This window comes from Pseudotamlana agarivorans (genome assembly GCF_001642835.1).
In the GTDB taxonomy this organism is placed as follows: domain Bacteria; phylum Bacteroidota; class Bacteroidia; order Flavobacteriales; family Flavobacteriaceae; genus Pseudotamlana; species Pseudotamlana agarivorans.
Map to the genome: position 1 here is coordinate 709,743 of NZ_LXEI01000001.1, position 12,299 is coordinate 722,041.

Genomic DNA, 12,299 nt, shown 5'->3' on the forward strand with positions numbered 1-12,299 from the left:
TTAAAAATAGTTATAACAAGAATAGTAAATTTGCAATCCCTCAATTAAGTTTTTCACGTCGCTACATGCAAACCAACATCAGTCTAAAACACATAAATAAACTGGCTATACCCGCTTTAATCGCCGGGGTTTCCGAGCCTATATTATCTTTAACAGATGCAGCTATTGTAGGTAACGTTCCGCAAAATGCTACCGAATCACTTGCTGCCGTTGGTATTGTAACCACGTTTATTTCCATGCTTATTTGGGTGTTAGGACAAACACGAAGTGCCATTTCATCTATTGTATCGCAATATGTGGGCGCGAATAAAGTCGAACAAATAAAAAACCTGCCAGCCCAAGCTATATTTATAATTACCTCGTTAAGTATCTTAATTATTTTAAGTACTTACCCTTTAGCGCCGCAAATATTTAAACTCTATAACGCCACCAATCTGATTCTAGATTACACCGTAGCCTATTATAAAATTCGCGTTTTAGGTTTTCCCTTTACCCTTTTTACCATAGCTGTTTTTGGCGTTTTTCGCGGATTACAAAACACCTACTACCCTATGGTTATCGCTATTATTGGTGCCTTTTCTAATATCATTCTAGATGTGGTTTTCGTTTATGGTGTTTCAGGTTATATACCACCTATGCATATCGAAGGCGCTGCCTACGCCAGTGTGATTGCTCAAATTTTAATGGCAGGACTATCCGCTTATTTCATTCTTAAAAAAACAGATATTCCATTACGTCCAACCTTTCCGTTTAATCCAGAAATTAAACGCTTTATATTCATGATTCTTAATCTGTTTATAAGAACCATAGCCCTAAATGTTACCTTGTATTTTGCTAGTGCTAAAGCCACAAGTTACGGGGCACAATATATTGCCGCATATACGATTGCTATAAATTTGTGGTTTCTGGGAGCTTTTATTGTTGATGGTTATGCCAGCGCTGGTAATATCTTATCAGGAAAATTATTTGGCGCCAAAGCTTACGACACGCTACTAAACTTGAGCAATAAACTTATTAAATACGGACTGGTAGTGGGTATTATTCTGGGTTTAACAGGTGCGCTATTCTACTATCCTATCGGACGTATTTTCACCAAAGAACCCGAAGTTCTAGAAGCGTTCTACCAAGTTTTTTGGATCGTTCTAGCCATGCAACCCCTTTGTACTTTAGCCTTTATTTTTGATGGTATTTTTAAAGGCCTTGGTAAAATGAAATACCTTAGAAACGTATTACTTTTTTCAACCTTTATTGTTTTTGTACCCATCGTCTTTTGGCTCGATGCCTTAAACTATAAACTTCACGGCATTTTTATAGCCCTTACTTTTTGGATAATCGCCAGAGGTGTTCCTCTCATTATAAAATTTAGAAAAACCTTTATCCCTCTTGCACAAAAGCCTTAGTTTTGCAGTGAAAAGCAATTAAGCCCCCTATGAATTTATTCATAAACCTGCTTCAAGAGGTTAACATAGAAGAGAAAATAAAAACCGCCCCAAATAATGCCTATGAAATAGGCGTATTTATTGGTTCCATGCTTCCCTTTGTTGTTCTTGTTGCCATGGCTTATTTAATATATTATTTCAACAAAAAAAAGAATCAATAGTTATGGATATCATGTCATTTTTAAGCGGAAACGGATTGTTCCTCGTTCTTGCTCTAGTATTAATCATTGTTTACATTGTAAATCGTAAGCGTAGACCTTAACATCCTCAAGATCTTCATCTGTCATCAAGGAGGAGGTACGAATGAAGGGGCTACAAGCCGTAACACCCCCAACCCCCTCAAGGGGGAAATGATGCTCGTTTTTAGTTCAACATAGTATTAAATAGAAACTCCACCTTCCATGTTACCACAATTGCCCATAAGTAGCTAATATCCCCTAACAAGGGGATTATAGGGGGGTTTTTACAATCTACTACGTAAATTGTTGAATCGTATAATTACGTAGCCAAATCGAAACATTAGACTTCAAGAACTTCATCTGTCATCCAGAAGGAGGTACACTGAAGGAGCTGCAATCGTAACACCCCTAACCCCCTCAAGGGGGAAATGACGCACGTTTTTAGATCAACACAGTATTAAATAGAAACTCCAAACCTCAACATTACCGTAATCACCCGTAAGTAGCTAATATCCCCTGGAGGGGATTATAGGGGTGTTTAAACCATTTACCGCGTCTTCAACCAACCCGTTATACTCAAGCGTTCTTGTTTAACGGGGCGTACTTCGTGTTCGATAATTTGGCTCTCGAAAACCACAATACGTCCGGGAAACGGATAAATGACTTTTTCAACTTCTTCGCCATTTTCATCAAGGTATAACACCAATTCACCACCATTTTCTGGCAACCAGCCATCTTCATTTAAATAGCAAACAAAGGATAATTTTCGTCGGTCGTCATTTTGAAACGTATCAATATGGCGTTTGTAAAAGGTGTTTATAGGGTAAATCGCATAATGAAATTCCTTATAAAGAATCCCCAAAAAGCAAGTACGGTTTAAATAAGCCACCATATCGTTAATTTTCTTAAAAAAGAAAGCCTCTTTGGCGGTGGCTTTAGATTCGTCCATCCATAAAATTAAATCGCCACGAATAGATTTTACAATCGTTTCATTTATACGATTACCAATAGCAGCTTTTTTAAAGGTATCCTCCTCATGCCTTTCAATAAGTGCTTCTCTTAACTCTTCAACTTCTTCAGCAGAAAAGAAATTTTCAATCACACTAAACTGTTGCTTGCCCAAATCAGAAATAATCTGTTCGTAAATGGGATTTTCAACAAAATCAATAGCCTCAAATAAGTGACTCATATATTTCAAATAAAAAGCCTATCCTTATGTAGATAAAAGCGCGCAAATGTAAACTAAAAAACGATTGGTAAAACAAAATGAATATCTTTGTACAACCAACACAAAAAAGAACATGGGAAATAACATTCGCATCACCAAACAATTCTCTTTTGAAACCGGTCATGCCCTTTATGGCTACGACGGAAAATGTAAAAACGTACATGGCCACAGCTACAAGCTTTCGGTAACCGTTATAGGGAAACCCATTGCCGATAAAAGCAACGTAAAATACGGCATGGTAATCGATTTTGGAGACCTAAAAAAGATTGTAAAAGAAGAGGTTGTCGATGTGTTCGACCATGCCACAGTTTTCAATAAAAACACACCCCATGTCGAGTTGGCTAAAGAGCTACAAGATCGCGATCACAACGTACTACTAGTAGATTATCAACCCACCAGTGAGATGATGGTTTTAGACTTTGCCAGTAAAATTGCCAAACGCCTTCCGCAGCATATCAAATTACATTCGCTAAGACTTCAAGAAACCGATAGTTCGTTTGCCGAATGGTATGCCTACGATAATATTTAGGGCGTTCCCCAAGGGTCGGGCTTTCCGCTATATCTTTTTTATAAGGCTATGGCCCATTCAATCAAATAGCTAAATTTAAAGCTACCTCATCCCTAAAACGTGCGGTATTCAACATAAAAAAGGATGCCGCTGCAATCCCTAACGCATACTTTCCAACAGACTTTTATACTAATTTCCAATACCGTCAACACTTGTGCATTAGAATTTTTATATTTGGATAGTACATTATAAACATTTCAAATGGGTACTTTTTTTATAGGGTTTTCGGTATTACTCATTGTTTTAAGTTTGCTGCCGTTTTTTAATAATCAGCATTGGCTTTTTCGTGTACCCGAATTCATGAAAATACAACTGCTGGTACTACAGGTTATCGCTTTAATCGGACTCTGTTTTTTAAGTGATAAAAACGCATGGTTCTGGATTGTTTTAGCCATTCAAAGTCTACTAATTATTTACCACATTACCATTTTAATACGCTACACCAGTATTTATAAAAAACGCCATAGATTGCCAAAAGATGATGCCAATACACTAAAAGTCATTTCGGCAAATATTTACCAATTCAACACCGATTTCGAACGTTTTAAAAACCTCATCCGTAAAGAAAACCCCGATATTTTTATCACCATAGAAAGCAATAGCGACTGGGAAATGGCCATGCGCGATATGGAAACAGCCTACCCGTACAGCCAAAAAATAACCTTAGAAAACACTTACGGCATGCACATGTATGCCAAAATTCCTTTCGATAAAGTACAAACACACTTTTTTGTTGCCGACGATATCCCAAGTATCGAAGCCCATTTTAAATCGCCCAATGGCGCTTCGTTCGTCCTATTTTCGGTGCACCCACCGCCACCTAGCCCTACTGAAGAAGATACATCTAAAGAACGTGATGGCGATTTATTGTGCATTGCCAAGCACAGTAAAACCCTAAAGAAACCAACCCTAGTTATTGGCGATTTTAACACCGTAGCGTGGTCTAAAATATCCCGTTTATTTCGTAAAAATAGCGGCTTAATCGACGGACGCACCGGCCGAGGCATTTTGGCCACCTACCACACCAAATATTGGTTTTTTAGAGCACCGCTAGATTTGGTGTATCACAGTACAGATCTTGTACTTAGAGACCTCAGCCTATTAGAACACATAGGTTCCGATCACTTTCCTATTTGCTGCATTTTTAGTATAAATAACACATCCACCACCCCCAAAAACACCGAAGAACCCCTAACTCAAGAAGAAAAAGTTGAAACAGAAATATTAATTAAAGAGGGGAAAGAAGAAACGAGCGAGAATCGAGCAGCTTGTTAATTTAGTTAAAAGACTAAATGTGTCTACTGGTGGGGTTTTAAAAGCAGTGTTTATATTTTACTAATAATAAAGTTTGAACCCGAATTAAAAAACAACAAACCAACTTAGCTACAATTCAAGAAATGAATCGACCGAAAGTTAAAATAACGAAAAACAACATTGACAAAGGCATAGAAATTCTAACGTTTTCTCTGATATTTATTTCAGTAATATTAATCGGAATTTATTACAAACAACTACCAGAAAAACTACCTATCTACTTTAACTGGCCATCAAAAGACAAAAACGGTTTCGGTACTAAAGACCTTTTATGGGCAACCCCAATACTTTTTGGAATCATTGTATTAGGACTATATAAGTTGAATCAATACCCTTGGATTTTTAATTATCCCACTGAAATTAATACAAGAAATGTCGAATACAATTATAAAATGTCAACTCAAATGTTACGGGTCTTGGGTCTTCTTATTGGTATAATGTGTTTTTTAATGACATTAGCTTCCATATTAAACGGATTAGGTCATGACATCGATTTTGACCAATACTTATACCCCTATTTTCCAATCCTGTTTACGGGATTGCCAATCGTATATCTAATTAGAATTTTAATGAACAAAAAAAATAAACAAAATAGCGACTTTAAATAATGGCATATTTTGGGCTTACACATAACTTCAAACAATGTTAAACTGATCCGCTAAACCATAATTACTAATGCTTCAGAAATTAAAATACGTTATTAAATGAAAGAAAAATTAAAAGAACATATAGAGAAAACAATTTCCATTTCAGATGACGAGTTTACTTTTATTGTATCACATTTTACGTTTGAAAATTATAAAAAGAATGATTTTCTTATTCAGGAGGGAGAACATGTAAATCACTGTTATTATGTTATTTCTGGACTCTTAAAACTCATATTTAACGACAAAAATGGCAAACAACATATTGTATCATTTGCCATGGAGGATTGGTGGGAAAGTGATTTCTCGGCTTATTTTAAGCAAACTAAATCTAACATGTCATTACAATGTATTGAAGACACCTGTGTCTATTCCATAAGCTTTAAAAACTATCAAAAACTGTCAACCGAATTACCAAAAATGGAGCGTTTTTTTCTTTTGAAATCACACTCAGGACATATTGCTTCACAACAAAGAATCTTATCTTTTCTAAATTCAAATGCTAAGGAAAGATATGAGCAATTGCTCAATCAGTATCCTTCATTACTTCAACGCGTACCAAAAACGCTTTTAGCGTCTTATTTAGGAGTCTCACGTGAGACGCTAAGTAGGTTTTCTTCATAAGTATTCACTTCTTTAAAATTGTGATGTTTGTCACGCTCAATCGAGCCTTTAATTCAAATATTTGTAGTGTAAATACAAAGCTATGATTATGAGAATTAAAGTAAAATTAGTGGTAATCATTTTATTAACTACTGTGTCAACTTTTGCACAAAAAGAAAAGAATAATCAAATGGAAAAACGAATAATTAACCCATGGAAATGGCAAAATGAAAGAAGCTATGCGCAAGCAATTGAAATCACAAACCCTGAAGGTACTTTATATGTTTCAGGACAAACTGCGATCGACTCACAAGGAAAATCAAGTTCTGGCGACATGAAAACTCAGCTAGTTGAGGCTATAAAAAATTTAGAACAGGTAATTCAAGAGGCTGGATACGAATGCAAAAACATTGTTAGATTAAATATCTATACCACTTCATCAGATGAGCTATTTTCTTGTTTTGATGTTTTCCAAAAATGGGTAACTAAACACCAAATAAAACAAGCTAGTACCGTGTTAGAAGTAAAAGGCCTTTTTGAAACTTTGAAGGTAGAACTAGAAGTTACCGTTGTCAAGTAGCATTATTTGATTAAGTTCCTTCAATTTTAAAAAAAAAGAGGCTGTCTAAAAAAGTAAATTTGACTTTTCAGACAGCCTCTTTAAATCGTTTTCGTTTAAGAAACGATTTATTTATTTTACTTATTCCTTATCGCTAAAATAAGAAGGACCTTCACCTGTTAAGAAATCTTCTCTTACTGGGCTAAAAGTATCAATTAACTGACCTTCTTCTAAACAAACGGCACTATGTAATAAGTTAGGCTCGATGTAAACACCATCTCCAGCTTCAACGATTTGTTTTACGCCATCAATTTCAAATTCGAATTTACCTGAAACAACGTAAGTAGCTTGTGTGTGAAAATGTTGGTGAGGTGCTCCTAAAGCGCCTTTTTCAAATTTCACGCTTACCATCATAATTTGGTTATCATAACCTAAAAATTTTCTTGAAACTCCACCACCTAGCTGTTCCCATTCCATGTCCTTTGTGATGACGTACTTTTCACTTAATCTTTTCATTGTTTTAATATTTTATAATAGTTTATAAATAATTCCGATTACCAGAAAAATAAGTTTAGTTGATTGTTTTTCTATAAGTTAAAATGCAATATTTTAATTAAGACAACCTATCTTTCATATACGAAATCAACTGGTTAACCAGTTGGTCAATCACAAAAGTAACACTTTCAAAACAACTATCCAATCGCATTAAAAACTATATGATTTTTTTAAGATATGTTTCCTACGATGACAAGAATGTTGACTTAGTAGGAATTACTATATTTACAGCATGCAAATCCCTGAAGGAAAAAAAATATACTTTGCGTCCGATAACCATTTGGGCGCCCCAACCGCTGAAGCGTCACGTCCGCGTGAAAAGAAATTTGTAGCTTGGTTAGACACCATTAAACAGGATGCAGCGGCTATTTTTCTATTGGGCGATATGTTCGATTTCTGGATCGAATTTAAAACCGTAGTCCCAAAAGGCTTTACCAGAACCTTAGGGAAACTGGCCGAAATTAGCGACTCGGGAATTCCTATTTACTATTTTGTTGGGAACCATGACCTGTGGATGAATGGATATTTTGAAGAAGAATTGAATATTCCTGTGTATCATAAACCTAAAGAGTTCACCTTCAACAACAAAACCTTTTTTATAGGTCATGGCGATGGTTTAGGCCCTGGCGACAAAGGTTATAAACGCATGAAAAAAGTGTTTACCAATCCCTTTTGCCAATGGTTATTTCGTTGGTTACATCCCGATTTAGGGGTTCGATTGGCACAGCACCTTTCTGTAAAAAACAAACTGATTTCTGGTGACGATGATGCCAAGTTTTTAGGTGAAGATAACGAATGGCTTGTACAATACTGTAAACGCAAATTAGAAGATAAACACCGTGACTTTTTTGTTTTTGGCCACAGACATTTACCGCTTAACATCGATTTAAATGACAACTCCAAATACATTAATTTAGGCGACTGGATTCAATATTTTACCTATGGTGTTTTTGATGGAGAAACCATGGCATTGGAGACTTATAAAAATTAACCCCTCATGTTTATTTACGGATTAAAACCTGTTCTTTTAAAAACCTCTAAAACCCCTTCACGTCCCTGCCCTAATTGTCATGAAAAAGGCGGATTAACTATTAGTATTTACAGAAGGCATTTTCATATTTTTTGGATTCCTATGTTTCCTATTGGAAAAATAGGGCGTCTTACTTGTAGTTTATGCAACCACCACATGAAAATGCGAAAGGCTCCTGAAAACACAAAACTAGATTACCAGAACCTTAAAGCAAAAACCAAAGGGCCGCTTTGGCAGTTTTCTGGCTTAGCCATACTGGTGCTACTCATTAGTGCATTCATCACTTATGGAAAGCTAAATAGTGAAAACTACAGAAAAGAGAAACACGAACAATACACCAACCCAAAGCCTGGAGATGTTTACGAATATGTGATAAAAACAGGACAGTATACCACCTTAAAAATCACCAAAATCACTTCAGATAGTATCTCTTTTGCGCCTAACAAACTCGAATCGTCTAGTGTGTTTAAATTGTATAAGATTAACAAGCCCGAAAACTATACCAATGCCATTTTTTCGGTTTCTAAGTCCGAATTAAGGCAAATGTTTAAAGATGGGAAAATCATGGATGTAAGGCGTGAATAATTAGCAGTAATTGTTTATTCTGCCTTTTCGTGGGCTTCTAAATCCTTGGTTAAATCCAGCTTCCTAAACGTTGGTGATACAATCGCTGTGGTAATAACCGTAATTAAAGTCATCGTGCCTCCAAAAACAACCGCAGTGGCTGCGCCCATAAGTTTGGCTGTCACACCACTTTCAAAAGCCCCAAGCTCGTTAGAAGAGCCTACAAACATCGAATTTACCGACGACACGCGACCACGCATATGATCGGGCGTTTTAATTTGCAAAATAGTTTGCCTAATTACCATAGAAACCCCATCGGTAATGCCACTAAAAAACAAGGCTAGTAATGAAATCCAAAACACCGAGGACAATCCGAAAACCACAATACTCAATCCGAAACCAAAAATAGCCACCAACAACTTCATTCCGGCATTTTTACTAATGGGGATATACGCGGTAACCAGCATGGTGATAAAAGCGCCAACTGCCGGCGCCGCTCTTAATACACCAAAACCTTCACTACCCACCTTTAAAATATCTTGAGCAAAAACAGGTAAAAGCGCAATAGCACCACCAAATAAAACAGCTACCATATCTAAAGTCATCGCTCCTAAAATAGCTTTGGTTTTAAACACAAAACGCACGCCTTCTTTTAAACTCTCCACAACAGGCTCGCCTATTTTCGGATTTAAAACCGGTTTTTTTTCTATAAACAACAAAATAAAAAAGGATAACATGATTAATCCGAAAACGATACATAAGGCCCAATGCACGCCCATCCAACCAATAGCGAAGCCTCCAAAGGCTGGCCCTAATACAGCAGCCATTTGCCATGTTGAACTATTCCAAGTGGCCGCATTTGGATATATTTTTTTAGGCACAATTAAGGCGACTAACGAGAAAATGGTGGGTCCGAAAAACGAGCGTAAAAAGCCTCCAAAAAACACCAAGGCATATATAGCATATAGAATGGTTTTGTTTTCCCAGCCTGCAACCACCACATCCCAGGTGAGTAAAAAGAGTCCTAAACTAATTAATGAAAACGCTGCAATACAAAGCGCCAAAAGATTTCGTTTTTCTTTCTGATCTACAATATGCCCAGCAAAAAGCGCCATTGTAAATGCTGGAATAATTTCCATAAGCCCGATAACACCTAAGGACAACGGATCTTTAGTTAAACTATATACTTCCCACTCAATAACAATAAATTGCATGGTCCATCCAAACACTAAAGCGAAACGCACCAATAAAAAAATGTTGAATTCTTTGATTCGGAGTGCTGCGTAGGGGTCTTTTTTTGCCATAATTTTCATTCCTGCGAAAGCAGGAATCTTTTAGTTACACCTACAAGATTTTAAAATGTTGTAGTAGATAATTTTAGTTTTCGATTCAAATTTAAAATAACAAATTGGCTTATTTAAGTTTTTTGGTGAAATCTAAAAAGCCTGGTTGTTTTATAAGTTATAAACGTTATCATTCTAAAACATAATGATGTTCATTTTTTTCATTGATAAAAAAACGAACCAAAAAAATCTAGACTTACGAAGCTTTATCTAAATTTATCGCTCGACACCTAAATTTTAGGAACTCGCTTTGAAAGTTTATAGTTAGCGAGAAAATTCATTAAGCTCAAACAGCCTAAAATTTTTAAGGTGTTTTCACTTCAAATTTTACGATAAACCTTCGATAGGCCATGTCCACATTTTGAAAACAAGACCATCTTTCAACTACAAAAGTTTAAGCAAATACATTAAAAGCGAAGCTATCTTTCTGTATACTCAAAAACAATGAATAATCTTTTCTATCAAACAACACTATTTAACATCCCGCAATTTCAACTGTAACGAAACATTCCCTTGCCACTCATTTTCATCAATAGAATAAATGGCCGAAAATAGTTTTCCTTCGGTTGTTAAGGCTAATTTTTCACCCAAACCAAAACCAATACACACCATTTGAGATGGCGATGGCGGTTGTTTTACCGTTAATCGTAAATGGGTTTCATCGGTGCCAACACATTTTCCGTAGCCTGTGTCTACAAGGTTTTCAGTCATAAATACGGGCGACATATTACTGGGTCCGTAAGGCGCGAACTGCTTTAAAATGCGGTAAAATTTTGGGGTAATCTGTTCCAAATTAATTTGTGCATCAATTTGAATTTCGGGCGTTAAAAGGTTTCTGTCGATGGTTTTAGAAACCTCAACTTCAAAAGCCTGTTTAAAAGCCTCATAATTTTCTTCAGCTAAAGTTAAACCCGCTGCATATTTATGTCCTCCAAACTGTTCGATGTGTTCCTGGCAGGCTTCCAAGGCATTGTAAACATCAAATCCTTTAACCGACCGTGCTGATGCTGCTAATTTATCGCCACTTTTGGTAAACACTAAAGTAGGTCGGTAATAGGTTTCGGTTAATCGCGAAGCCACAATACCAATAACCCCTTTATGCCAACTTTCGTGATATACTACGGTAGTTAGACGATCTTGCTCATTGTGATCCTCGATTTGTTGAAGCGCTTCCTGGGTAATTTGCTTATCGGTCTCACGACGGTCTAAATTGTAATTATTAATGTCTTCAGCGTAAGCTTCGGCTGCTTTTTTATCGGTTTCCATTAACAAAGTCACGGCATAATTACCGTGTTTCATTCGGCCAGCGGCATTAATTCTAGGCGCTACAATAAAGACCACATCCGTTATGGTAAATTCGGTTTTATGAACCTGTTTTAAAATGGCTTGGATACCTGGTCTAGGGGTGTTATTTACCACCTGCAAACCAAAATAGGCAAGCGCTCTGTTTTCCCCGTCAATAGGGACAATATCGGCTCCTATAGCCGTGGCTACAAGGTCTAAATACTCGGTTAAATCTTCTGCTGTTTTTCCTTCCTGAGACGCTAAAGCTTGAATGAGTTTAAAACCCACACCACAACCACATAATTCCTTATACGGGTAGTTGCAATCTTCGCGTTTTGGATCTAAAACGGCGACAGCATCTGGAATTTCATCACCAGGTCTGTGGTGATCACAAATAATGAAATCGACCCCTAATGATTTGGCATGCGCCACCTTTTCTATGGCCTTTATACCACAGTCTAAAGCAATGATTAAAGTGAAATCGTTTTCATGCGCAAACTCAATCCCTTTATACGACACGCCATAACCTTCGTCGTAGCGATCGGGGATATAGGTATAAACCTGTTCGTGTTTGGTTTTTAAGTACGACGCCATTAAGGCTACCGAGGTAGTACCATCGACATCATAATCGCCATAAACCAATATATTCTCATTATTTTCAAAGGCCTTTTCTATTCGTGCCACAGCCTTATCCATGTCTTTCATTAAAAACGGATCATGAAGATCTTTAAAACTCGGACGAAAAAATTGTTTGGCCTGATCGTAGGTTTCAATCCCACGCTGAACCAATAAACTGGCCAAAACAGGATCGATTTGAAGGGTATTTGCTAAGGATTTAACCTTTTCTGAGGGTGGAATTGGCTTTAAAGTCCAACGCATATTTTGGTTTGAAAATTACAAGTTAATAGGTATTGAGTTCTCATTCAACTCTATGGTACCATCTGAAGAATGTTAATCCTCCACATCATCTTCAATTGAAGATGATGCGA

General features: G+C 36.7%; 13 protein-coding genes. 9 read left to right on the forward strand and 4 right to left on the reverse strand.

Annotated features, from left to right (window positions below):
• Nucleotides 1–65 precede the first annotated feature (65 nt).
• Together A6I66_RS02940 and A6I66_RS16715 are read left to right on the forward strand one after the other, a co-directional pair.
• Nucleotides 66–1,400 (forward strand): MATE family efflux transporter, encoded by a 1,335-nt coding sequence (locus tag A6I66_RS02940; RefSeq protein ID WP_067145364.1) that lies wholly within the window; start codon nt 66–68, stop codon nt 1,398–1,400.
• Between the two features lie 29 nt (nt 1,401–1,429).
• Nucleotides 1,430–1,600: a hypothetical protein gene (locus tag A6I66_RS16715; RefSeq protein WP_169815703.1), complete on the forward strand. Its 171-nt coding sequence runs from the start codon at nt 1,430–1,432 to the stop codon at nt 1,598–1,600.
• 565 nt (nt 1,601–2,165) lie between these two features.
• Here A6I66_RS16715 and A6I66_RS02945 read toward each other — a convergent pair.
• Nucleotides 2,166–2,807 carry a 2OG-Fe(II) oxygenase gene (locus A6I66_RS02945; RefSeq protein WP_067145365.1) on the reverse strand — a complete coding sequence of 214 codons (642 nt, stop codon included), beginning with the start codon at nt 2,805–2,807 and terminating at the stop codon, nt 2,166–2,168.
• Between the two features lie 112 nt (nt 2,808–2,919).
• Here A6I66_RS02945 and A6I66_RS02950 point away from each other — a divergent pair, with 112 nt between their 5' ends.
• From A6I66_RS02950 to A6I66_RS02970, 5 genes are all read left to right on the forward strand, one after another.
• Nucleotides 2,920–3,375, forward strand: coding sequence for a 6-pyruvoyl trahydropterin synthase family protein (locus tag A6I66_RS02950; RefSeq protein ID WP_067145367.1), 456 nt, complete (start codon nt 2,920–2,922; stop codon nt 3,373–3,375).
• A 240-nt stretch (nt 3,376–3,615) separates the two neighbouring features.
• Nucleotides 3,616–4,689, forward strand: coding sequence for an endonuclease/exonuclease/phosphatase family protein (locus A6I66_RS02955; RefSeq protein WP_067145369.1), 1,074 nt, complete (start codon nt 3,616–3,618; stop codon nt 4,687–4,689).
• Nucleotides 4,690–4,811: 122 nt separating this feature from the next.
• Nucleotides 4,812–5,336, forward strand: coding sequence for a DUF1648 domain-containing protein (locus A6I66_RS02960; protein ID WP_067145371.1), 525 nt, complete (start codon nt 4,812–4,814; stop codon nt 5,334–5,336).
• Nucleotides 5,337–5,432: 96 nt separating this feature from the next.
• Nucleotides 5,433–5,996 carry a Crp/Fnr family transcriptional regulator gene (locus A6I66_RS02965; RefSeq protein ID WP_067145373.1) on the forward strand — a complete coding sequence of 188 codons (564 nt, stop codon included), beginning with the start codon at nt 5,433–5,435 and terminating at the stop codon, nt 5,994–5,996.
• A 169-nt stretch (nt 5,997–6,165) separates the two neighbouring features.
• Nucleotides 6,166–6,555, forward strand: coding sequence for a RidA family protein (locus A6I66_RS02970; RefSeq protein WP_067145630.1), 390 nt, complete (start codon nt 6,166–6,168; stop codon nt 6,553–6,555).
• A 120-nt stretch (nt 6,556–6,675) separates the two neighbouring features.
• Here the strand turns inward: A6I66_RS02970 and A6I66_RS02975 are convergent, their stop codons facing one another.
• Nucleotides 6,676–7,050, reverse strand: coding sequence for a cupin domain-containing protein (locus A6I66_RS02975; protein WP_067145375.1), 375 nt, complete (start codon nt 7,048–7,050; stop codon nt 6,676–6,678).
• Nucleotides 7,051–7,321: 271 nt separating this feature from the next.
• Here A6I66_RS02975 and A6I66_RS02980 point away from each other — a divergent pair, with 271 nt between their 5' ends.
• Together A6I66_RS02980 and A6I66_RS02985 are read left to right on the forward strand one after the other, a co-directional pair.
• Nucleotides 7,322–8,080: a UDP-2,3-diacylglucosamine diphosphatase gene (locus A6I66_RS02980; protein ID WP_067145377.1), complete on the forward strand. Its 759-nt coding sequence runs from the start codon at nt 7,322–7,324 to the stop codon at nt 8,078–8,080.
• A 6-nt stretch (nt 8,081–8,086) separates the two neighbouring features.
• Nucleotides 8,087–8,704 carry a zinc ribbon domain-containing protein gene (locus tag A6I66_RS02985; protein ID WP_067145379.1) on the forward strand — a complete coding sequence of 206 codons (618 nt, stop codon included), beginning with the start codon at nt 8,087–8,089 and terminating at the stop codon, nt 8,702–8,704.
• 14 nt (nt 8,705–8,718) lie between these two features.
• Here the strand turns inward: A6I66_RS02985 and A6I66_RS02990 are convergent, their stop codons facing one another.
• The gene (locus A6I66_RS02990) at nt 8,719–9,987 is read right to left on the reverse strand and encodes an MFS transporter (protein ID WP_067145632.1); all 1,269 of its coding nucleotides are present in this window, start codon (nt 9,985–9,987) and stop codon (nt 8,719–8,721) included.
• 510 nt (nt 9,988–10,497) lie between these two features.
• Nucleotides 10,498–12,189 (reverse strand): single-stranded-DNA-specific exonuclease RecJ, encoded by a 1,692-nt coding sequence (recJ, locus tag A6I66_RS02995; protein WP_067145382.1) that lies wholly within the window; start codon nt 12,187–12,189, stop codon nt 10,498–10,500.
• Nucleotides 12,190–12,299: the final 110 nt, after the last annotated feature.

Coding starts and splice junctions, on each gene's coding strand:
- A6I66_RS02940 (WP_067145364.1), top strand. CDS start 66: ATGCAAACCAACATCAGTCTAAAACACATAAATAAACTGGCTATACCC.
- A6I66_RS16715 (WP_169815703.1), top strand. CDS start 1,430: ATGAATTTATTCATAAACCTGCTTCAAGAGGTTAACATAGAAGAGAAA.
- A6I66_RS02945 (WP_067145365.1), bottom strand. CDS start 2,807: ATGAGTCACTTATTTGAGGCTATTGATTTTGTTGAAAATCCCATTTAC.
- A6I66_RS02950 (WP_067145367.1), top strand. CDS start 2,920: ATGGGAAATAACATTCGCATCACCAAACAATTCTCTTTTGAAACCGGT.
- A6I66_RS02955 (WP_067145369.1), top strand. CDS start 3,616: ATGGGTACTTTTTTTATAGGGTTTTCGGTATTACTCATTGTTTTAAGT.
- A6I66_RS02960 (WP_067145371.1), top strand. CDS start 4,812: ATGAATCGACCGAAAGTTAAAATAACGAAAAACAACATTGACAAAGGC.
- A6I66_RS02965 (WP_067145373.1), top strand. CDS start 5,433: ATGAAAGAAAAATTAAAAGAACATATAGAGAAAACAATTTCCATTTCA.
- A6I66_RS02970 (WP_067145630.1), top strand. CDS start 6,166: ATGGAAAAACGAATAATTAACCCATGGAAATGGCAAAATGAAAGAAGC.
- A6I66_RS02975 (WP_067145375.1), bottom strand. CDS start 7,050: ATGAAAAGATTAAGTGAAAAGTACGTCATCACAAAGGACATGGAATGG.
- A6I66_RS02980 (WP_067145377.1), top strand. CDS start 7,322: ATGCAAATCCCTGAAGGAAAAAAAATATACTTTGCGTCCGATAACCAT.
- A6I66_RS02985 (WP_067145379.1), top strand. CDS start 8,087: ATGTTTATTTACGGATTAAAACCTGTTCTTTTAAAAACCTCTAAAACC.
- A6I66_RS02990 (WP_067145632.1), bottom strand. CDS start 9,987: ATGGCAAAAAAAGACCCCTACGCAGCACTCCGAATCAAAGAATTCAAC.
- recJ (WP_067145382.1), bottom strand. CDS start 12,189: ATGCGTTGGACTTTAAAGCCAATTCCACCCTCAGAAAAGGTTAAATCC.